The organism is Isoptericola sp. NPDC057391 (genome assembly GCF_042668085.1).
In the GTDB taxonomy this organism is placed as follows: Bacteria; Actinomycetota; Actinomycetes; order Actinomycetales; family Cellulomonadaceae; genus Isoptericola.
Window position 1 is genome coordinate 1 of record NZ_JBHVBO010000002.1, and the last position, 20,616, is coordinate 20,616.

Sequence of the window (20,616 nt, forward strand, 5' to 3'; positions counted from 1 at the left end):
GACGTCGACCCGGGCCCTTCGTCCGACCTCGCGGTCAGGTCACTCGGTGCCGGTCACTCGGTGCCGGTCACTCCCGCGGCCGCAGCCTCCCCAGCACCCGACTGAGCAGGCTTCGGGGCTCCGGCTCCTTTGCGCGCGCGGCGCGGGGCCTTCTTCGCCGGCTTCTCGGCGGGCTTCTCCGCGGGCTTCTCCGCGGGCTGCTCGTCGGGCAGCTCGGTCGGCGAACCGGCGCTCGCCTCCGGCTTCCGCTCGGGCAGCTCGATGAGCGTCTCCGGCGCGACGGGCGTCACGGCCGGAGGCTCCACGGGCTCCGGCAGCGCCAGGGGCGCCGGCGCGGCGGGGGCCGCGGCCTCCGCGACCGGTGCGTCCGCCGCCGGGGCGGCGTCCTTCGCACCCTCCTGGGCACCGTCCTTGACGCCGTCCTTCGCGTCGTGCTCGTGCTCGTGGGCGTGCGCCGCCGCGGCCGCGATCGTGGCGAGCGTGGCCTTGACGGCCTCGCGCGCCTCGGAGCGGTCCTCGGGCAGGGTCGGCACCTCGGCCGCGGGCGCCGGGGACGCCGCCTCGGCCTGCTTGCCGCCGCGCTTGCGGCGCGACCGCTTCGAGCCCTCGCCCTGGTCGCCGTCGTGGTGCTGGTGGGCACCGTTCTTCTCGATCGGCTCGCTGTGCACGATGAACCCGCGGCCCTTGCAGTGCTCGCAGGTCTCCGAGAACGCCTCGACCAGGCCCTGGCCCACGCGCTTGCGGGTCATCTGCACGAGGCCGAGCGAGGTGACCTCGGCCACCTGGTGCTTGGTGCGGTCGCGGCCCAGGCACTCGACGAGGCGGCGTAGCACCAGGTCGCGGTTCGACTCGAGCACCATGTCGATGAAGTCGATGACGACGATGCCGCCGATGTCGCGCAGCCGCAGCTGGCGCACGATCTCCTCGGCCGCCTCGAGGTTGTTCCGCGTGACGGTCTCCTCGAGGGTGCCGCCCGCGCCGGTGAACTTGCCGGTGTTGACGTCGATGACGGTCATCGCCTCGGTGCGGTCGATGACCAGCGACCCGCCGGACGGCAGCCAGACCTTGCGGTCCATGCCCTTGGCGAGCTGCTCGTCCACACGGTGCACGGCGAACACGTCGGTGTTCTCCGTCCACTTCGTCACGCGGTCGCGCAGGTCGGGGGCGAGCTCCTCGACGTACTGGGCGATCTCGTCCCACGCGCCCTGCCCCTGGATCTGCAGGGACGAGAAGTCGTCGTTGAAGATGTCGCGGACGACGCGGATCGCGAGGTCGGGCTCGCCCTGCAGCAGCGCCGGGGCGCTGGCGGACGACGACTTCTTCTGGATCGCGGCCCACTGGGCCTCGAGGCGCTCGACGTCGGCGCGCAGCTCCGCCTCGCTCGCCCCCTCGGCGGCGGTGCGCACGATGACGCCCGCACCCTCGGGCACGACGTCGCGCAGGATCTTCTTGAGCCGGCTGCGCTCCGTGTCCGGGAGCTTGCGGCTGATGCCGGTCATGCCGCCGCCCGGCACGAACACCAGGTAGCGGCCGGCGAGCGTGACCTGCGACGTCAGGCGGGCGCCCTTGTGCCCGATCGGGTCCTTGGTGACCTGCACGAGCACGGAGTCGCCCGACTTGAGGGCCTCCTCGATGCGGCGCGGCTGCCCCTCGAGCCCGGCGGCGTCCCAGTTCACCTCGCCGGCGTACAGGACGGCGTTGCGCCCCTTGCCGACGTCGACGAACGCGGCCTCCATGCTGGGCAGCACGTTCTGCACGCGGCCGAGGTAGACGTTGCCCACCATCGACGCCTGCGACTGCTGCGAGACGTAGTGCTCCACGAGCACGCCGTCCTCGAGCACGGCGATCTGCGTGCGGCCGTCGCGCTCGCGCACGACCATCGACCGGGTCACGGACTCGCGGCGCGCGAGGAACTCGGCCTCGGTGATGATCTGGCGGCGACGGCCGGCGTCACGGCCCTCGCGGCGGCGCTGGCGCTTCGCCTCGAGACGCGTCGAGCCCTTGAGCGCCGTGACCTCGTCGCGGTCGCGGGTGCGCGCCACGGCGGCCTCGGCCCGCTCCTGGCGGGTGCCGCGGCGACGCCGACGACGGCGGCGGCTCGAGGCGGACTCGCCACCCTCGTCGTCGCCCGGCTCGTCCGCCTGCTCGGCGTGGTCCTCACCGCGATCTCCGGCCTGGCCGTCGGCCTGCTCGTCGGCCTCCGCGTCGGCGGGGCGCTCGTCCTCGCGGGCGCCCTCGTCGGAGCCGTCCTCGTCGAGGTCGCCGTCGGAACCGGCCTCGCCCTCGGGGCGGCGACCGCCCCGGCGGCCGCGTCCGCCCCGACGACGACGGCGGCGCGGACGGATCTCGTCGTCCTCGCCGTCCTCGTCGCTCAGGTCCTCAGGGCCCAGGTCGACGAGCTCGACGCCCTCGGCCACGAGCTCGGACTCGATCGCACCGACCTCCTCGACCGCGGCGGCCTCGTCCTCGCTGAGCTCGACGTCGACGGTCGGCTCCTCGGCCGGCGCCACGTCGGCGGCAGGCTCCTCGACGGGTGCCTCCGGAGCCACCTGCTCGGCCGGCTCCGCGGCCTTCGCGGCGCGCGTGCCGCGCGTCGCCCGGCGCGACCGGGGCCGCGTGGGCTCGTCCGTCGACGTCTCGACGACCGGCTCCGCGGACTTCTCGGGCGCGCTCGTCGCGGCCCGGGGCTCGGGCGCGCTCGTCGTGGCGTCGGCCGGGGCGTCGTGGGGGCGCGGCGGGCCGGCAGGGGCCTGCGCACGGCGGGACCGGCGCGCGGTCGACAGGTCGGGAGCCTGGAACAGCACGGCCGTCGTCGCGAGGCGCGGGGTGACGGACCCGCCGCCCCTCGCGGCCGGCGACCGCGGCGCCGACTTCTCGGCGGGCTGCTCGGCGGGCTTCTCCGCGCCGGCCTCGGCCGGCTTCTCGTCCCGAGCCGGGGCCTGCCCGGCGGTCTTCTCGGCGGGCTGCTCGGCGTCCTTGGCGGCGCCGGCGGCCTTCCGCGTGGTGGTCTTCCTGGTCGGCTTCTTCGCCGGGGCCTTCTTCGCGGGGGCAACCTCCGCGGCGGCGGCCTGCTCGGCGTCCCCGGCGGCCTCGGCGTCCTTGGCCGGGGCCTCGGCGGGCTCCACGGCGGCCGGGGCCTCGGCCTTCGGCGCAGCGGCGCGGCGGGCACGGGTGCGGGTGCCGCCGGACGCGCCGCGGCCCTTGGCGGCCGGAGCGGCCTCGGCCTCGGTGGCGACCTCGGCGGCCTCAGCGGGGGCCGGCTCGGCGACGGGCTCAGCGCGCGTCTCGGCGCTCGTCGTGGCCGCGGGCTCGGTGGCGCGCTGCGCTCCGACGGTGCGGGTGGCGCGGCGGCGGGTGCGCGCGGGCTTCTCGGCAGCGGCGTCGTCGGCCGCGCGGCCGGCGGGGCCCTCCGGCAGGACGATGTCGGAGAGCGACGCGGCGCCGCCGGCGGTCGTCCCGGCCTGGGCGTCGGCACGCTCCGGCAGGACCAGGTCGGCGAGCGGGGACGCCGCGGGGGCGGCGGACTGCTCGGCCTGCGGGCCCTTCGGGGCGGCGGCGGGCCGGGTGGCGCGACGGCGGGCGGGCTTGCGGCCCTGCTCGACGGGCTGTGCGTCGGTCGGGTTGTCGGACGTCACGGAAGGCGCTCCAGCTCCGGCGGCCCCGCCCCCACACGTGCGGGCCACCGGTGGTCGTCGTCGGACGGGCGCGCTGCTCAGCGCGCCGGCCGACGGAAGTCTCGGTTCCGGCTGCGGCACCGCGCTCTTCGCGGACGCCCGCCGCCCGGCCTCGTGCCTGGCGGCGGCATCGCGTGCGGATCGCGAGTGCTGCGAGCTCGTGGGCCGCCCCGGGATGTGGGCCAGGACGGCTTCGGACCAGTATCGCATCCTGCGCGCCCCGTCGCGTGACCCGACGCCGCAGGTCGCGAGCCGGCATCCGGCCGACTTGACTTGTGAAGACCTTCACTAGTTAGATCGTGAAAGTCTTCACGAACCCCGTCCCGTGAGGACGACCGCGCCGGCGGTGCGCCCGCACAGCGGTGGTCCTACGGTCGAGAGACCGCTCGGACGAGCGAGCAAGGAGAACCCGTGGACGCCCTCGCACTGGCCCGCTGGCAGTTCGCCATCACGACCGTCTACCACTTCATCTTCGTCCCGCTGACCATCGGCCTCGCGCCGCTGGTCGCCGGGATGCAGACGGCGTGGGTCGTCACCAAGAAGGAGCGCTGGCTCCGGCTGACGAAGTTCTTCGGCAAGCTCCTGCTCATCAACTTCGCGCTGGGCGTGGTCACCGGCATCTGGCAGGAGTTCCAGTTCGGGATGGCGTGGAGCGAGTACTCCCGCTTCGTCGGCGACGTCTTCGGCGCGCCGCTCGCGATGGAGGCCCTGGCGGCGTTCTTCGTCGAGTCCGTCTTCCTCGGCCTGTGGATCTTCGGCTGGGACCGCGTGTCGAAGAAGGTGCACCTGGCGGCCATCTGGCTGTTCGCGCTCGCGACGAACCTCTCCGCGTTCTTCATCCTCGCCGCGAACTCGTGGATGCAGCACCCCGTGGGCACGATCTACAACGAGGAGACCGGCCGCGCCGAGATGGAGTCCATCGGCGCCGTGCTCGGCAACAACACGCTGTGGGCCGCCTTCCCGCACACCATCAGCGCCGCGTTCCTCACCGCCGGCACGTTCGTGTGCGGCATCGCGACCTGGTGGATGGTGCGGCTGGTGCGCAGCAGGAAGCCCGAGAACGTCGAGAAGGCGCGCACCGTGTACCGGCCCGCCGTCCTGGTCGGCGTGTGGACCATGATCATCGCCGGAGCCGGGGTGATCTGGTCCGGCGACCTCCAGGGCAAGCTCATGTACGAGCAGCAGCCGGGCAAGATGTCGTCGGCCGAGGCCCTGTGCGAGGGCACCGAGGCCGCCGAGTTCTCCATCCTCGCCGTCGGCCCCCTGTACGCCGGGTGCGAGGACGTGGACCACCTCATCTCCGTGCCGGGCGTCACCAGCTTCCTCGGCACCGGCCACTTCTCCGGCCCTGAGTCCTACCTCCCCGGCGTCTACGACGTGCAGGAGCAGTACACCGAGCGGTACGGCGACACGACGGCGTCGGGCGAGCCCGTCACCTACACCCCGCCGCTGGCCATCACGTACTGGTCGTTCCGGCTGATGATCGGCCTGGCGGCGTTCTCCCTGGCCCTCGCGCTCGCCGCGCTGTGGGCCACCCGCAAGGGCAGGGTGAGCGACAACGTCTGGCTGAGCAGGCTCGGCCTGCTCGCGATCCCGACGCCGTTCCTCGCCTGCTCGTTCGGGTGGATCTTCACGGAGGTGGGCCGCCAGCCCTGGGTGGTGGCGCCGAACCCGACGGGGATCGACCAGGTGCGGCTGCTCACCGAGCGGGGCGTGTCCACCGCGGTCCCGGCGGGCGTGATCCTCACCTCGATGATCGTGCTCACCCTCGTCTACGCGGTGCTCGCCGTCGTCTGGTACCGGCTCATGCGCCGGTACGCGGTCGAGGGCGTCCCGGACGCCGTCCGCGACGAGTCGCCGGAGGCGCAGGACGCCGACGACGCCGACCGCCCGCTGTCCTTCGCCTACTGAGCGCCATCACGTCGCAGGCATAGAGACCGAGACTGGGAGACCCATGGACCTCGCGATCCTCTGGTTCGTCATCATCGCCGTCCTGTGGACCGGCTACCTCGTGCTCGAGGGCTTCGACTTCGGCGTCGGCATGCTGCTGTCGATCCTGCCCCGCGGCGGCAGGGAGCAGCGCGACAAGGAGCGTCGCGTGCTGATCAACACGATCGGCCCGGTGTGGGACGGCAACGAGGTGTGGCTGCTCACCGCGGGCGGCGCCACCTTCGCCGCCTTCCCCGAGTGGTACGCCACGATGTTCTCCGGCTTCTACCTGCCGCTGCTGATCATCCTGCTGGGCCTTATCGCCCGCGGCGTCGCGTTCGAGTACCGCGGCAAGATCTCCGACGCCCGGTGGGCGCGGCGGTGCGACCTCGCCATCCAGCTCGGGTCGTGGATCCCGTCGGTGATGTGGGGCGTCGCGTTCGGCAACCTCGTGCGCGGGCTGCTCCTGAACGAGTCCCACCAGTACGTCGGCGGGTTCTGGGCCCTGCTCAACCCGTTCGCGCTCGCCGGCGGCCTCACCACGCTCGTGCTGTTCCTGCTGCACGGCAGCGTGTTCGTGGCGCTCAAGACCGACGGCGACGTGCGGGAGCGCGCGGGCCGGCTCGCGTCCGGGCTGTCCGTCGTCGCGCTCGTCGTGGCCGGCGGCTGGGCCGTCTGGGCGCAGCTCGCCTTCTCGGTGACGTGGACGTGGGCGGCGGTCGCCGTCGCCGCGCTGGCGCTGATCGGCGTGGTCGTGACGGCGCGGGCGCGCCGCGAGGGCTGGGCGTTCACCCTCTCGGCCGTCGCCATCGCGAGCGCCGTCGTCCTGATCTTCGGCTCCATGTACCCGGACGTCATCCCCGCCCTCGACGGCGGCGAGGCGCTCACGGTGGCGGAGGCCGCCTCGACCCCCTACACCCTCACCGTGATGTCGTGGGTGGCGGTGGTGCTCACGCCGCTCGTCATCGCCTACCAGGCCTGGACGTACTGGATCTTCCGCCGCCGGCTGTCCAGCAAGGACATCCCCGCACCGGCCGGGTTGTCGTGGCAGAAGATCAAGGACGCGGCATTCTGACCCCGTGAAGCCTCTCGACCCGCGGCTCCTGCAGCGTGCGCGTGCCGCCCGCCGGTACGTCGCCCTGACCGCGGCGCTCGGCGTCGCCGCCGCCGGCGCCGTCGTCCTGCAGGCCTTCGCGATCGCGCACTCCCTCGGCCCGGCCGTGACGGCGGGCAGCGCGGGCACGCCGCTCGCCCTGGCCGACGTCGCGCCGTGGCTCGGGGCTCTCGGCGCCACGATCGCCGTCCGCGCCCTGATCGGCTGGGCGCAGGAGCGGTACGCGCAGAAGGCGGCGGCCGACGTCGTGGCGGAGCTGCGCGAGCAGGTCGTGGCGCACGCCGCGGCGCTGGGTCCCCGTCCTGCCGGGGACGACGGCGCCGCCGCCACGGCCACGCTCGCCACGCGCGGCCTGGACGACCTGGGCCCGTACCTCGTGCGTTACCTGCCGCAGCTGCTGCTCACCGCGATCCTCACCCCCGCGCTCGTGCTCGTCGTGCTCGGGCTGGACTGGGTCTCCGCGCTGATCTGCGTCGTGACGCTGCCGCTCGTGCCGCTGTTCATGTGGCTGGTCGGCGTGATGACCGCGGGCGCCTCCGAGCGCCGGCTGCGCACCATCGAGCGTCTGGGGTCGCAGGTGCTCGACCTGCTGGCCGGGCTGCCGACCCTGCGGGCGTTCGGCCGCGAGATCGGGCCCGGCGCCCGCGTGCGCGCCCTCGGGGACGCCTCGCGGCGCGCCACGATGGGCACGCTGCGGATCGCGTTCCTGTCCGGCATGGTGCTGGAGCTGCTCACCACGCTGTCGGTCGCGATCGTCGCCGTCGGCGTCGGCCTGCGCCTCGTCGAGGGGATGATCGCCCTGGTGCCCGCCATCGCCGTGCTCGTGCTCGCGCCCGAGGTGTACCTGCCGCTGCGCCGCGTCGGCGCGGAGTTCCACGCCTCCACCGACGGCCTCGCTGCAGCGGAGCGCGCGTTCACCCTGCTCGAGCGACCGGCCCCGGCCGCGGGCGCCTCGCCTGCGCCCGCCCTCGCCGGCGCGACCCTCGTGCTGGACGGCGTGGGGGTGCGCGCCGGCGACCGGGGCGTGCTCGCCCCCGCCGGGCTCACCGCGCGCGTGCCCCTCGGCACCGGCCGCCCCGGCGGCGGCCGCGTCGTCGCGCTGCGCGGGCCCAGCGGCGCGGGCAAGTCGACGACGGCGCTCGTCCTGCTGGGGCTGCTGCGCCCCGACGAGGGCCGGGTGCTGGTCGAGCCCGTCCCGGACGACGCCGCCGCGGCTCCCCTCGACCTGGCCGACGTCGACCCGGCCACCTGGTGGCCGCAGGTCACCTGGGTGCCGCAGCGCCCCACCCTGCCTCCCGGCACCGTGCGCGACGCCGTCACCGACGGCCGCCCCGTGCCCGCCGACGCCCTGGCCGCGGCTGCACGGACCACCGGCCTGGACGACGTCGTCGCCGGGCTGCCGCAGGGCTGGGACACGCCGGTCGGCCTCGGCGGCACGGGCCTGAGCGTCGGGCAGCGGCAGCGGGTCGCGCTCGCGGCCGCGCTGCTCGACGGGGAGGCCACGGGCCGTGTGTCCGATGACGGCGCTCCCCCGCCGCTCGTGCTGCTCGACGAGCCCACCGCGCACCTCGACGCCCGCGGCGAGCAGGTGGTGCTCGACACCGTGCGCGCCTGGCGCGACGCCGGGCGCACCGTCGTCGTCGTCGCGCACCGCGCCTCGCTGCTGGCGCTCGCGGACCAGGTCGTCGACGTCGCCTCGCGCGCCGTCGGACCGGCCGAGGCGGTGGCGTCGTGAGACGCTCCGGGAGTGCCGCCGACCCGCTGCGCCGGGTGCTGCCGATGCTGGAGGTGCGCTGGAGCCGCGTGGCGCGCGCCGTCGCGCTCGGCACCCTGGCGCTCGGGTTCTCGGTGGGCCTCGCCGCCGCCGCGGCCTGGCTCGTCGCCCGCGCGTCGCAGATGCCGCCCGTGCTGCAGCTCTCGGTGGCGGTCGTCGCCGTCCGCGCCTTCGGCACCGGCCGCGGCGTGCTGCGCTACCTCGAGCGGCTCGCCTCCCACGACGTCGCCCTGCGCGGCATGGCCGCCCTGCGCGCCAACCTCTACGACGCGCTGGCCCGCGGGCCGGTGACGCGGGTGATCGCGCTGCGCCGCGGCGACCTGCTCGCCCGCGTGGGAGCGGACGTCGACGCCGTGGGCGACGTCGTCGTGCGCGCGCTGATCCCGGCCGGGGTGGCGGCGTGCGTGGGGCTCGGCTCCGTGATCCTGGTGGGGGCGTTCCTGCCCGCCGCCGGTGCCACCCTGCTCGGCTGCCTGCTGCTCACGGGCGTGCTCGCCCCGTGGCTGGCCTCCCGCGCCGCCGCCTCGGTCGAGCGCCGCGGCTCCGCGGCCCGGGCCGAGGTGACCGGGCGCGCGCTCGAGCTGCTCGAGGACGGCCAGCAGCTGCGCGTGGCGGGCCGGCTCGACGACCGGCTGTCCGGCCTGCGCGCCGCCGACGCGCGGCTCACCCGCTCCACCGACGACGGCGCGCGCATCTCCGGCACGTCGGCCGCGATCGACGCGGGGGCGCAGGCGCTCGCCGTGCTGTGCTCGCTGCTCCTGGGGCTGCCCGCCGTCGCGGCGGGCACCCTCACGCCCGTGGAGCTGGCGGTCGTCGTGCTCACGCCGCTCGCCGTCTTCGAGGCGACGTCGACGCTGCCCGCCGCCGCCGTGCAGCTGCGCCGCTCGCGGGAGGCCGCACGGCGGCTCGTCGCCCTGCTGCCGGACGACCACCCCGCGCCGGACCGCCCTGCCCACGCCCCCGCGGCAGGGCCGACGGACCACCTGCTGGAACTCGACGGCGTCGACGCCGGCTGGACGGACCGCACCGTGGTCGCGGGGGTCGACCTGACGCTGCGGCCGGGTTCCGTCGTCGCCCTCGCCGGCCCGTCCGGGGTCGGCAAGACGACGCTGCTGCTCACGGCGGCGGGCCTGCTCCCCGCGCGCGCAGGGACCGTCGGGGTCGGCGACGGCGGGGCGCTGTTCGTCGCCGAGGACGGGCACCTGTTCGGCACCACCGTGCTGGAGAACCTCCGGGTCGCGCGGCCGGACGTGACGGCGGACGACGCGCGCGGCGCGCTCGCCGCCGTCGGCCTGGACGGCTGGCTCGCCGCCCTGCCCGAGGATCTCGACGCGATGCTCGGCCCGGACGGCGCCGACGTCTCCGGCGGCGAGCGCCGGCGGCTCCTGATCGCCCGGGCCCTCCTCGCCCCGGCCCGGGTGCTGCTGGTCGACGAGCCCGCCGAGCACCTCGACGCCGCCACCGCCGACGCGCTCGTCGCCACCCTGGCGGAGCACGCCCGCGGGACGGGGCGCGCGGTCGTCGTCGCGTCGCACCGGCTCACGCCGCTCGCCGTCGCCGACGAGGTGCTGCTGCTCGGTCCGGGCACCCGTCCGGACCGGCCGGCCCACGTCGTCGCGCGCGGCACGCACCCCGAGCTGCTGCGTGACGACGCCGCGTACGCGTGGGCCGCAGCGCAGGAGCGCACCGCCGCCCCGCCGGTCGCGGGGTGACGCGCGGCGCCGAGAGTCCCCCCCGGAGGATGACGCGGCCGCGGCCATGTCCTGGCTAGGGTCACGGACCGTGATCCAGATCGACGCGCTCACCCAGCGCTACGGAGACTTCACGGCCGTCGACGACGTGTCCTTCACCGCCGAGCCCGGGCGGGTCACCGGGTTCCTCGGCCCCAACGGGGCCGGCAAGTCGACCACCCTGCGCGTCGTCGTCGGGCTGGCGGAGCCGACGTCGGGCGGGGCGACCGTGCTCGGGCGCCGGTACGTCGACCTGCCGAACCCCGGCCTCGAGGTCGGCGTGCTGCTCGACGCCTCGGCCCAGCACGGCGGGCGCACCGGTCGCGAGACCCTCGTGCTCGCCCAGCGCACGCTCGGGCTGCCCCGCGCGCGGGTGGACGGGGTGCTCGAGCTCGTGGGCCTCACCCGCCCTGAGGCGCGTCGCCGCGTGCGTGACTACTCGCTCGGGATGCGGCAGCGGCTCGGCATCGCCACCGCGCTGCTGGGCGCTCCCTCGGTCCTCGTGCTCGACGAGCCCGCGAACGGGCTCGACCCCGCCGGCATCCGCTGGATGCGCGACCTGCTGCGCTCGTTCGCCGACGAGGGCGGCACCGTGCTGCTGTCCAGCCACCTGCTCGCCGAGATCGAGATGATCGCCGACGACATCGTCATGATCGGCGAGGGCCGCGTCGTCGCCTCCGGCCCGAAGGCCGCGCTGCTGTCCGGCGCCGCGACGCTCGTGCGCGCCGCCGACGCCGACGCGCTGGCCGCCGCGCTGCGCGCCGCCGGGCACAGCGCGACGGCCACCGGGGACGGCGCCCTCGCCACCGACGCGGACCTCGGCGCGGCCGGCCGCGTCGCGTTCGACGCCGGGCTGCCGCTGACCGAGCTGCGTGCCGCCGACGGCGGCCTCGAGGAGATGTTCCTCGCGCTCACCGCCGGCGCCCAGCGCGACGGCGCCCCCGCCTCGCCCGCCGCACCGACCGGAGCCTCCGCATGACCGCCACCGACCCGACCGCTCCCCCGAGCGCCGCCCCGAGCGCCGCAGGCTCCGTGCCCCGGTCCTCGGCGCGCATCCCGGTCCGACGCCTGCTCGACGTCGAGCTCCGCAAGACCGTGGACACGCGTGCCAGCGCCGCGCTGCTCGCGGGGGTCGCGGGCGTCGCCGCGCTCGTGGTGGGCGCGCTCGCGGTCTGGGGCCGCGAGGACGAGCTCGGCCTCGCCTACCTCGCACGGTCCGTCGCCTATCCCCTGCAGCTCGTGGTCCCGATGGTGGCGGCCCTCGCGGTGACCGGCGAGTGGACCCAGCGGGGTGCGCTCGCGACGTTCGCGCTGGTGCCGCGCCGCGGTCGCGTGGTCGGCGCGAAGGCCGCCGCCGGGCTCGTGGTGGCGGTCGGCGCGTCGCTGCTCTCGTTCGCGCTGAGCGCCCTCGGCACCGCCGCGGCGTCCGCCGCGCGGGGGATCGACCCCGTGTGGGACCTGTCCCTCGACGCCGCGGCACGGCTGACGCTGCTCCTCGTGCTGGCGACCGCCGTCGGCTTCGCCCTCGCGGTCGCGATCCGCGCCTCGGCCCCGACCCTCGTGGCGTCCTGATGTTCATGCTCGTCCTGCCGCCCCTGTCGAGCATGCTCGCCGCGGTCTTCGACGGGTACGCCGCCGTGGCGCCCTGGGTGGACCTGTCCACCACGATGACGGTGCTCACCGCCCCCACGGTCGCGGGCGAGCAGTGGGCCCGGCTCGGCGTCGCGACGCTCGTGTGGGTGGGGCTGCCGCTCGCCCTCGGGATGCGTCGCCTGCTGCGGATCGAGATCCGCTAACCGGCTACCCCAGCACCGCCATCGCCGCGGCGCGGCCGGGGACGCCGCTCACTCCCCCGCCGCGGCGGGCGCCCGCTCCGGCCAGCAGCACCCGCGGGTGCACGGTCTCGACGCCCCACGTGCCGGGGCGGTCCAGCCCGGTGTCGTCCCCGTGGTCGGCGCCGGCGGCCCACGGCCACGACAGGTCCCGGTGGAAGATGTGCCCGCCCGGCAGCCCGACGTCGCCCTCCAGGTCCACGGGGGTGCGGGCCTCGACGCACGGCCGCCCGTCGGCGTCGCGCAGCAGCACGTCGTCGACCGGCTCGGCGAGCACGGAGTCCAGCGACGCGAGCGTGGCCGCGAGGGCCCGCACCCGCGCGGCGTCGTGGGTGGCTGCGCTTCCGCGGAACAGCCGCTCGGGCATGTGCAGGCCGAACAGGGTGAGGGTCTGGGCGCCGGAGGCCCGCAGCTCGGGCCCGAGGATGCTCGGGTCGGTCAGGGAGTGGCAGTAGATCTCGCACGGCGGCACGTCGGGGACCTGGCCGGCGGCGGCCTGGGCGTGTGCGGCCGCGAGCTGCTCGAACGACTCGTTGACGTGGAACGTGCCGCCGAACGCGGCGGCCGGGTCGACGCGGTCCCGCAGCCGGGGCAGGCGGCGCAGCAGCAGGTTCACCTTGAGCTGGGCTCCCTCGGGCGGCTGCGCCGTGGCCCGGCCCGACGGCGCGGCCCCGGTCGCCGCGAGCAGGCGGTCGAGGGTGTCCGGCGCGGCTCCGCACAGCACCGCGCCCGCCGCGACCTCGTGGTCGTTGCCGTCGTCGTCGGTCCATGCGACCCGGGCGTCGCCGGACGTCCCGGGGTCGACGGCGGACACGTCGGCCCGCGTCACGACCGTCGCGCCGGCGGCGAGGGCCGCGTCCCGCAGCGCGCCGGACACGGCGCCCATGCCGCCCACCGGGACGTCCCAGTCCCCGGTGCCGCCGCCGATCACGTGGTAGAGGTAGCAGCGGTTCTGCGCCAGCGATCCGTCGCCGAGGCCGGCGAACGTGCCGATGAGCGCGTCGGTCGCGACCACGCCCCGCACGACGCCGGAGGCGAACCGCTCGCGCAGCGCCTCGCCCAGCGGCCGCTCGACGACGTCGCGCCAGGTCGCGTCGTCGTCCACCAGGGCACGGGCCTCGGCGCGCGACGGCAGCGGCTCGGTGAGCGTCGGGAAGAGCCGGCGCGCCAGGCGCCCGGTGGCGGCGTACCAGCGGCCCCACGCCGCGTGGTCGCCCTCCGCGCCGACCGCCGCGAACGACGCGCGGGTGGCGGCGTCGTCCCCGGTGTCGACGAGCAGGCCGCCGTCCCCCACGGGCGTGTAGGACGAGTACCGGCGGCGGCGCAGGGTGACAGGCAGGCCCAGCTCGTCGATCACGCGGCGCGGCAGGAGCGAGACCAGGTACGAGTAGCGCGACAGCCGCGCGTCCACGCCCGGGAACACCCGCGCCGACACGGCGGCGCCCCCCACGTGGTCGAGGCGCTCGAGGACCAGCACGCTGCGCCCCGCCCGCGCGAGGTACGCGGCCGCCGTGAGCCCGTTGTGCCCGCCGCCCACCACCACGGCGTCGTAGCGGGGGGCGAGGCTCGTCACGGGCGGTGGCCGAGGCGGGCCAGGAACAGCGCCTCTCCGACGGCAAGGTTCTCGATCTCGCTCGGATGCACGCTCTCGTTCGGCGCGTGGATGAGGCAGGCCGGCTCCTCGACGCCGAGCAGCACGATCGCGGCGTCGGGGTACTGGCCGGCGAGGATGTTGCACAGCGGGATGGAGCCGCCCTGCCCGGCGGTCACGGTGTCCTTCCCGTAGGCGTCCGCGAGCGCCGCCGACAGGGTCTCGAAGACGTGCCCGTCGGTGCGGGCGGCGAACGGCTGGCCCGGGGTGTCGCGCTCCACGGTGACGCGCACGCCCCACGGCGCGTGCGCCTCGAGGTGCGCCGCCAGCCTGTCCTGCAGGTCGCGGGCGTCCGCGCCGGGCGGCACGCGCAGGTTGAGGCGGGCCGCGGCGCGCGGCTGGATCGCCGCCGCCGACCCGACCACGGACGGCGCGTCGATGCCGAGGATCGTCACGACCGGGCGGGCCCACAGCATGTCGGCCACCGTGCCGTCGCCGAGCAGCCGCGTGCCCGGCAGCGCGCCGGCATCGGCGCGGAACTGGTCGGCGTCGTACCCGACGCCCGGCCAGGTGCCCGAGGCGTCGACGCCGTCGATCGTCGTGTTCCCGTCGGCGTCGCGCAACGAGGCCAGGACGGCGACCAGCGCCGCGAGGGCGTCGGGCGCGGCGCCGCCGAACATGCCGGAGTGGATCTCGCCCTCGAGCGCCTCGACGCGCACGACGAGGCTCGTCGCGCCGCGCAGCGACACCGTGAGCGTGGGCAGGCCGAGCGTCGCGTTGCCGGTGTCCTGGATGAGCATCGCGTCCGCGGCCAGCGCGCCCGGGTTCGCCTCGACCCATGCGTCCAGTCCGCCCGTGCCCTGCTCCTCCGAGCCCTCGACGACGATGCGCACGCCCACCGGCAGGTCGTCGCCCACCAGCGACCGCAGCGCCCGCAGCGCCGTGAGGTGGGTGACGAGGTTTCCCTTGCAGTCCGCGGCGCCGCGGCCGTAGTAGCGGCCGTCGCGCTCGGTGAGCTCGAACGGCGGCGTGGTCCACGCGGCGTCGTCGAGCGGCGGCTGCACGTCGTAGTGCGCGTACAGGAGCACGGTCGGCGCGCCGGGCGGGCCCGGGCGGTGCCCGACGACGACGTCCGAGCCGTCGGGGGTGCGCTCGCGGCGGGCGTCGTCGATGCCCTCGGCACGGAACGCGTCGACGACCCAGTCCGCCGCGCGCTCGCACTCCTCGCGCGGGTAGAGGCGCTCGTCCGCGACGGACGGGATCGCGACCAGGGCACGCAGGTCGTCCAGCGCGCGCGGCAGCAGCGGGGCGACGGCGGCCCGGACCGCCTCGGCGTCGGGCGCGCCCTCGGGGGCGGTGGCGGTCATGAGGCCTCCAGGTCGTCGTCGGTGGTGGGCTCCGACCCGGGCTGGGTCGTCGAGTCGTCCAGGTTCAGGGAGTCGACGTAGGCGTCGAACTCGTCGAGCTGGTCGGGGCAGTAGGTCTCGATGACGAGGCGGTCGCCCTCGAGGCGGCGCTCGTCGAGCACGGACGGCCGCAGGCCCGGCCCGGCGGCACCGTTCGCCGACCCGAGGTTGGCCGTCGCGTCGACGAGGGCGGCGGGGTCGGTGCAGAACCCGCCGCCGTCGGCCCCGAGCACACGGGCGATGGTCTCCTCGGAGAACGCGGTGATGCCGATGTCGGCGAACGCGGCGTGCAGGGTGGCGGCCTTCTGCTCCGCCTCGCGCTGGTCCTGCCGGTCCTGGTAGCCCGCGAACTGGATCATCATGATCGCGCCGAGCACCAGGAGCAGGAGGCCGGCGGCCGTGTACACGATCCACCGGTGGCGCTGTGGCGCACCGGGCTCCGGCGCCTGGCCGGGCGTCGTCGTCGTCATCTCACGCCTCCTCGTCCGCGGCCGCGTGGGCCGACGCCGGCTGCCGCCACGACGGCTTGCGCAGCTTCAGGAACAGCCACGGGATCAGCAGCCCGATGAGGCCGAGCCCGCCGCCGACGATGAGGATGTAGGTCCCCACCGAGCCGCTGGAGAACTGCGCGGGCGGCACGAAGCCGATGACCAGCGCGGCCACCGAGGCGAGGAAGCCGACCACGCAGAGCACGCCGAGCGCCGGGGCGCGGTAGCCGCGCGGGTGGTCCGGTGCCGTGCGCCGCAGCCGCATCGCCGCCACGAACAGCAGCAGGTACATGATCAGGTACACCTGCGTGGTGATCACCGACAGGATCCAGTACGCGCTCGAGACATCGGGGATGAACGCGTACAGCAGCGCGATGAGCGTGGTGAACACGCCCTGCGCCACGAGGATGTTCTGCTGCACGCCGTGCTTGTTGAGCCGCTGCAGGAAGGGCGGCATGTAGCCCTCCTCGCGCGCCACGGTGAGCAGCCCCTTCGACGGCCCGGCGAGCCACGTCAGCATGCCGCCGAGCGCCGCCGCGATGAGCATGAGGCCGAGGATCGGCGTCAGCCACGACACGCCGAAGTTGGCGAAGAACGCGTCGAACGCCTGCATGACGCCCGCCGTGAGGCTGAGCTGGTCGGCCGGGATCACCCAGCTGATGGCGACCGCCGGGACGATGAAGATCACCAGCACGAGACCGATCGCCAGGAACATCGCGCGGGGGAACTCGCGCCCCGGGTGGCGCAGGGTGTTCACGTGCACGGAGTTCATCTCCATGCCCGCGTACGACAGGAAGTTGTTGACGATCAGCACCAGCGAGGCGATGCCGGTCCACTGCGGCAGCAGGTGGGACGCGTCCATCGGCGCCGCCGACGTGTTGCCCTGGCCGAGGAACACGATGCCCAGCACCACGAGGATCGTGGCGGGGATCAGCGTCCCGATGATCAGCCCGGCGCTGGACAGCCCTGCGACCGTCTTCGTGCCCTGCGACGAGACCCACACGCCGGTCCAGTAGATGACCACGATGACGATCGCCACGTAGACGCCGTTGGACGCCAGCGACGGGTTGATGACGTAGGCGAACGTGCTGGCCACGTACCCCAGCAGGCTCGGGTAGTAGAAGATCGTCATCGCGAACTGGCACCACACGGCCAGGAAGCCGAGCGGCTTGGACAGCCCCTCCGCCACCCAGCGGTACACGCCGCCCGACCAGCCGGAGGCCAGCTCCGCCGAGACCAGCGACGTCGGCAGCAGGAACACGAGCGCCGGCACCACGTACAGGAACACCGCCGCGAGGCCGTAGACCGCCATCGTGGGCGCGGCCCGCAGGCTCGCCACGGACGACGTGATCATGAACGCGAGCGTGATCCAGGTGATGTAGTTGCGCGGCGTGCGCGCCGTCATGGCCTGCCGCACCTGCTCGCGGGTCGGCGGTGCCGTCCCCGTCCCCGACGTCGTCATGCCGACCTCCTCGACACTCTGCCCACCCGGCGGACGCCGGCCTCTCGCACGATAAGAGGGCAGGTCACGGGGCGCACGGCGAACGGCCGGGAACCGGCCCGCCGCCGGCTGCTAACGTCGCGAGGCGTGAAGATCCTCGTGCCCGGCAACGTGCCCTTCGACCTGACGATCGACGTCCCCGGCGTGGAGGTGGCGCGCTACGTGATGCGCGACCCGGTGCCGGAGGAGCACGTGGACGCCGACGCCCTCGTGACCTGGTCCAGCCCGCAGCGGGTCATGGAGGACGCCGCGCGCCGGATGACGCGCCTGCGCTGGGTGCAGACCCTCAACGCCGGCCCCGACCAGGCGCTCGCCGCCGGCTTCGGCCCCGACGTCGTCATCTCCTCGGGCCGTTCCCTGCACGACGCCACCGTCGCCGAGCACACGCTCGCGCTCGTCCTCGCCTCTGTGCGCCGGGTCGACCGGACGCTCGAGGCCCAGCACGAGCGCCGCTGGGACCGCGAGCTCGGCAAGGAGCAGGCGAACCACGAGTCGCAGTTCACGCTGCACGGCGCCCGCGTGACGATCTGGGGCTTCGGGTCCATCGCCGCCGTGCTCGCCCCGCTCCTCGCCGCGCTGGGCGCCCGCGTGACCGGGGTGGCGTCGTCGGCGGGCGAGCGCTACGGCTTCCCCGTGGTCGACTCCGTCGAGGAGGTGGCGCCCACCACGGACGTGCTGATCTCCCTGCTGCCCGCCACCGAGGCGACCCACCACGCGCTCGACGCCCGCGTGCTCGGCCTGCTGCCCGACCACGCCCGGTTCGTCAACGCCGGGCGGGGTGCCACCGTCGACGAGGAGGCGCTGGTCGCCGCCCTGCGCGACGGCTCGCTCGCCGGCGCCGCGCTCGACGTCACCGAGACCGAGCCGCTGCCGGAGGACTCGCCGCTGTGGGACGCCCCGCACCTCATCCTCACGCCGCACGTCGCGGGCGGGCGGCCGCAGGGCGCGGCCGGCTTCGTCACCGCGCAGGTGCGGGCCTGGCTGGCCGACGGCGCAACCGGGCTGCGCAACGTCGTCACGCGCTGAGAGCGTCGGCGGTCGAGGCCCTACCAGCGTCCGTGGCGCGGCCGCGGCTGGCAGACCGGGCACGTGTACGACGAGCGGTTCATGAAGGCGTCCCGGCGGATCGGGGCGCCGCAGCGGGGGCACGGCTCGCCCGCGCGTCCGTAGGCGGCGAGGCCGCGCGCGAAGTAGCCGGACTCGCCGTTGACGTTGACGTACAGGGCGTCGAAGCTCGTGCCGCCCTGCGCCAGCGACTCGGCCATGACCTCGGCGGCGGCGTCCAGGGCGCGGCGCACCTCCACCGGCCGCAGCCGGTCGGTCGCGCGCGCGAAGTGCAGCCGGGCGCGCCACAGCGCCTCGTCCGCGTAGATGTTGCCGACGCCGGACAGGAGCGTCTGGTCGAGCAGCACCCGCTTGATCCCGGTGCGCCGGCGCCGGATTGCGGCGACGACGGCGTCGGCGTCGAACGCCGGGTCGAGCGGGTCGCGGCCGATGTGCGCGACCGGCTCCGGGACGGCGGCGAGGTCGCTGCCCAGGCCGCCAGGCGCGCCGTCCGGCGTCGGCTCCAGGTCCGTGACGAGCAGGTGGCCGAAGGTGCGCTGGTCGACGAAGTCGAGGTACTCGGCGCCGCTCGGTGCCCCCGAGAGGTGGAGGCGCACCCGCAGGTGCGGGTGCGCCCAGTCGCCCGCGACGGCGGGGTCGCGCACGAGCAGCTGGCCGGACATGCCGAGGTGCGCGAGCAGCGCGGCGCCGTCGTCCGGCCCCGGCGCGGCCCCGTCCGGAGCCTCGAGGGGCAGCCAGAGGAACTTGCCGCGGCGCGCGGCGGCGGCCAGGCGCCGGCCGCGCAGCTGGTCGGCGAACCCGGCCGGCCCGCCGTCGTGCCGCCGCACCGAGTAGTCGCGGAACACCTCGACGTCGCGCACGACGGCGCCCACGACGAGGCGGGCGAGGCCGTCGCGGACGGTCTCGACCTCGGGGAGCTCAGGCACCGGCGGAGTCTCCCGGGACGGCGTCGGCGCCGGGCACGGGGACCTGCTGCAGGGCGCGGTAGGCCTCCTCGGCGGCGGCCTGCTCGGCGTGCTTCTTCGCGGTGCCGGTGCCGAGGCCAAGCACCGGGCCGGCGGTCACCTGCGCGTGGAAGACGCGCGCGTGCTCGGGGCCCTCGCCCGTGACCTCGTACACCGGGGCGCCGAAGCCGCGCACGGCGGCGGCCTCCTGCAGCGACGTCTTCCAGTCGAGCCCCGCACCGAGCCCGGCGGCCGCGTCGAGCGTCGTGTCCACGAGCCGGTGCACCAGCTCGCGCGCCGGTTCCAGGCCGTGCGACAGGTAGGTCGCGCCGATCAGCGCCTCCACGGTGTCCGACAGGATCGAGTCCTTGTCGAAGCCGCGGGTGCGGATCTCGCCCTTGCCGAGCAGTACGTAGCCGCCGAGGTCGAGCCGGCGGGCGATCGCCGCGAGGGCGCGCTGGGACACCGTCGCCGCGCGCATCTTCGCCAGCTCGCCCTCGGACTGGTCGGGGTGGCGCCGGTACAGCGCCTCGGTCACGACCAGCCCCAGCACGGTGTCGCCCAGGAACTCGAGCCGCTCGTTGGTCGGGATGCCCCCGGCCTCGTGCGCGAACGACCGGTGCGTCAGGGCAAGCACGAGAAGCTCGGGGTCCAGGTGGACCCCGAGCTTCTCGAGAAGAGCGGTCGGCTCCGGCCGGGGCCGGCTGCCGGGTGCAGGCATGTCAGCCCGCGTGCTCGGTGCGCAGCGCCTCGGCGTACTGGCGGCCCTTGTAGGCACCGCAGGTGGGGCACGCGGCGTGGGACAGCTTCTGCCCCTTGCAGCTCGGGCACGTCGTGAGAACCGCCGCGGTGGTCTTCCACTGCGAACGGCGCGCACGGGTGTTGCTGCGCGACATCTTGCGCTTCGGAACAGCCACGGCTAGCTCTCTTTCGTCTCGTCGGACACGCTCGACTCCTCGAGCATGGTCTGCAGCGCCGACCACCGGGGGTCGACAACGTCGTGATGGTGGTCCGGGTCGTCCGCCAGCCGCGCCCCGCAGACGGAGCACAGGCCGGGGCAGTCCGGACGGCACAGCGGTTGAAATGGTAGTGCAGTCACGAGCGAATCCCGAACCGCCGGCTCGATGTCGGCCTGGTCGTCGACCAGCACCGCCTCGTCCTCGGCGTCCTCGTCGCCGGACTCCTCCGCGGCCTGCGCCCTCTCGGGGTAGGCGAAGAGCTCCTGCACGCGCACCGTCACCTGCTGGGAGACCGGGTCGAGGCAGCGCACGCACTCCCCCACCGCCGTGCCGCGCACGACGCCGGACACCAGCACCCCCTCCATGACCGACTCCAGCCGGAGGCCGAGGGTGAGGTCGTCGCCCTCGGGGACGCCGATGACGGCGGTCCCCATGTCCGCCGGAGCGGGCACGACGCGCGCGACCTCCTCCATCGAACCGGGTCGCCGAGACAGCTCGTGCGTGTCGAGCACGAGCGGCGAGGGCTTCGCGGTGGCGATGGCAGGCTCCGATGAACAGTGATGAGCAGGGCTGGACCCGACGGGCGCGGGAAGGGGGTTCGGCCCGGAC

General features: G+C 75.4%; 17 protein-coding genes. 8 read left to right on the plus strand and 9 right to left on the minus strand.

Annotated features, from left to right (window positions below; translation table 11 throughout):
• Positions 1-53: 53 nt before the first annotated feature.
• On the minus strand, positions 54-3,635 hold the full coding sequence (locus ACFUVW_RS00415) for an Rne/Rng family ribonuclease (protein WP_430569367.1): 3,582 nt from the start codon (positions 3,633-3,635) through the stop codon (positions 54-56).
• A gap of 450 nt (positions 3,636-4,085) precedes the next feature.
• Between ACFUVW_RS00415 and ACFUVW_RS00420 the strand changes: the two genes are divergently transcribed.
• From ACFUVW_RS00420 to ACFUVW_RS00450, 7 genes are all read left to right on the plus strand, one after another.
• A complete protein-coding gene (locus ACFUVW_RS00420; protein ID WP_430569368.1) occupies positions 4,086-5,585 on the plus strand; it encodes a cytochrome ubiquinol oxidase subunit I in 1,500 nt (499 codons plus the stop codon).
• Positions 5,586-5,628: 43 nt separating this feature from the next.
• The gene (gene cydB / locus ACFUVW_RS00425) at positions 5,629-6,678 is read left to right on the plus strand and encodes a cytochrome d ubiquinol oxidase subunit II (protein ID WP_430569369.1); all 1,050 of its coding nucleotides are present in this window, start codon (positions 5,629-5,631) and stop codon (positions 6,676-6,678) included.
• 4 nt (positions 6,679-6,682) lie between these two features.
• Entirely contained in the window at positions 6,683-8,452 is a 1,770-nt protein-coding gene (cydD, locus tag ACFUVW_RS00430; RefSeq protein ID WP_430569370.1) for a thiol reductant ABC exporter subunit CydD, read from the plus strand.
• Entirely contained in the window at positions 8,449-10,203 is a 1,755-nt protein-coding gene (gene cydC / locus ACFUVW_RS00435) for a thiol reductant ABC exporter subunit CydC (RefSeq protein ID WP_430569371.1), read from the plus strand. The genes cydD and cydC overlap by 4 nt, the downstream gene beginning before the upstream one ends.
• Before the next feature lie 70 nt (positions 10,204-10,273).
• Positions 10,274-11,200, plus strand: coding sequence for an ABC transporter ATP-binding protein (locus tag ACFUVW_RS00440; protein WP_430569372.1), 927 nt, complete (start codon positions 10,274-10,276; stop codon positions 11,198-11,200).
• Positions 11,197-11,793: an ABC transporter permease gene (locus tag ACFUVW_RS00445; protein ID WP_430569373.1), complete on the plus strand. Its 597-nt coding sequence runs from the start codon at positions 11,197-11,199 to the stop codon at positions 11,791-11,793. The genes ACFUVW_RS00440 and ACFUVW_RS00445 overlap by 4 nt, the downstream gene beginning before the upstream one ends.
• On the plus strand, positions 11,793-12,017 hold the full coding sequence (locus ACFUVW_RS00450; protein ID WP_430569374.1) for a hypothetical protein: 225 nt from the start codon (positions 11,793-11,795) through the stop codon (positions 12,015-12,017). Before ACFUVW_RS00445 ends, ACFUVW_RS00450 begins: the two co-directional genes overlap by 1 nt.
• 4 nt (positions 12,018-12,021) lie before the next feature.
• Here the strand turns inward: ACFUVW_RS00450 and ACFUVW_RS00455 are convergent, their stop codons facing one another.
• The 4 genes from ACFUVW_RS00455 to ACFUVW_RS00470 are packed head-to-tail and all read right to left on the minus strand — an operon-like array spanning position 12,022 to position 17,000.
• The gene (locus tag ACFUVW_RS00455) at positions 12,022-13,626 is read right to left on the minus strand and encodes a phytoene desaturase family protein (protein ID WP_430569375.1); all 1,605 of its coding nucleotides are present in this window, start codon (positions 13,624-13,626) and stop codon (positions 12,022-12,024) included.
• Positions 13,623-15,011, minus strand: a complete 1,389-nt coding sequence (locus ACFUVW_RS00460) for a dipeptidase (RefSeq protein WP_430569376.1) — start codon at positions 15,009-15,011, stop codon at positions 13,623-13,625. The genes ACFUVW_RS00455 and ACFUVW_RS00460 overlap by 4 nt, the downstream gene beginning before the upstream one ends.
• On the minus strand, positions 15,008-15,520 hold the full coding sequence (locus ACFUVW_RS00465) for a hypothetical protein (protein ID WP_430569377.1): 513 nt from the start codon (positions 15,518-15,520) through the stop codon (positions 15,008-15,010). The genes ACFUVW_RS00460 and ACFUVW_RS00465 overlap by 4 nt, the downstream gene beginning before the upstream one ends.
• Position 15,521: 1 nt before the next feature.
• The gene (locus ACFUVW_RS00470; protein WP_430569378.1) at positions 15,522-17,000 is read right to left on the minus strand and encodes an APC family permease; all 1,479 of its coding nucleotides are present in this window, start codon (positions 16,998-17,000) and stop codon (positions 15,522-15,524) included.
• Positions 17,001-17,126: 126 nt separating this feature from the next.
• On the opposite strand from ACFUVW_RS00470, the gene ACFUVW_RS00475 reads away from it, so the two are divergent.
• Positions 17,127-18,065 carry an NAD(P)-dependent oxidoreductase gene (locus ACFUVW_RS00475; RefSeq protein WP_430569379.1) on the plus strand — a complete coding sequence of 313 codons (939 nt, stop codon included), beginning with the start codon at positions 17,127-17,129 and terminating at the stop codon, positions 18,063-18,065.
• Between the two features lie 20 nt (positions 18,066-18,085).
• Here ACFUVW_RS00475 and mutM read toward each other — a convergent pair whose 3' ends face one another.
• The 4 genes from mutM to ACFUVW_RS00495 are packed head-to-tail and all read right to left on the minus strand — an operon-like array spanning position 18,086 to position 20,519.
• Positions 18,086-19,030: a bifunctional DNA-formamidopyrimidine glycosylase/DNA-(apurinic or apyrimidinic site) lyase gene (gene mutM, locus ACFUVW_RS00480; RefSeq protein ID WP_430569380.1), complete on the minus strand. Its 945-nt coding sequence runs from the start codon at positions 19,028-19,030 to the stop codon at positions 18,086-18,088.
• Entirely contained in the window at positions 19,023-19,769 is a 747-nt protein-coding gene (rnc, locus tag ACFUVW_RS00485; protein WP_430569381.1) for a ribonuclease III, read from the minus strand. Before rnc ends, mutM begins: the two co-directional genes overlap by 8 nt.
• A gap of 1 nt (position 19,770) precedes the next feature.
• Positions 19,771-19,965 carry a 50S ribosomal protein L32 gene (gene rpmF, locus ACFUVW_RS00490; protein ID WP_079574722.1) on the minus strand — a complete coding sequence of 65 codons (195 nt, stop codon included), beginning with the start codon at positions 19,963-19,965 and terminating at the stop codon, positions 19,771-19,773.
• 2 nt (positions 19,966-19,967) lie between these two features.
• Positions 19,968-20,519, minus strand: coding sequence for a YceD family protein (locus ACFUVW_RS00495; protein WP_430569382.1), 552 nt, complete (start codon positions 20,517-20,519; stop codon positions 19,968-19,970).
• Positions 20,520-20,616 lie beyond the last annotated feature (97 nt).

Coding starts and splice junctions, on each gene's coding strand:
- cydB (WP_430569369.1), top strand. CDS start 5,629: ATGGACCTCGCGATCCTCTGGTTCGTCATCATCGCCGTCCTGTGGACC.
- ACFUVW_RS00445 (WP_430569373.1), top strand. CDS start 11,197: ATGACCGCCACCGACCCGACCGCTCCCCCGAGCGCCGCCCCGAGCGCC.
- ACFUVW_RS00450 (WP_430569374.1), top strand. CDS start 11,793: ATGTTCATGCTCGTCCTGCCGCCCCTGTCGAGCATGCTCGCCGCGGTC.
- ACFUVW_RS00460 (WP_430569376.1), bottom strand. CDS start 15,011: ATGACCGCCACCGCCCCCGAGGGCGCGCCCGACGCCGAGGCGGTCCGG.
- ACFUVW_RS00465 (WP_430569377.1), bottom strand. CDS start 15,520: ATGACGACGACGACGCCCGGCCAGGCGCCGGAGCCCGGTGCGCCACAG.
- ACFUVW_RS00470 (WP_430569378.1), bottom strand. CDS start 17,000: ATGACGACGTCGGGGACGGGGACGGCACCGCCGACCCGCGAGCAGGTG.
- rnc (WP_430569381.1), bottom strand. CDS start 19,769: ATGCCTGCACCCGGCAGCCGGCCCCGGCCGGAGCCGACCGCTCTTCTC.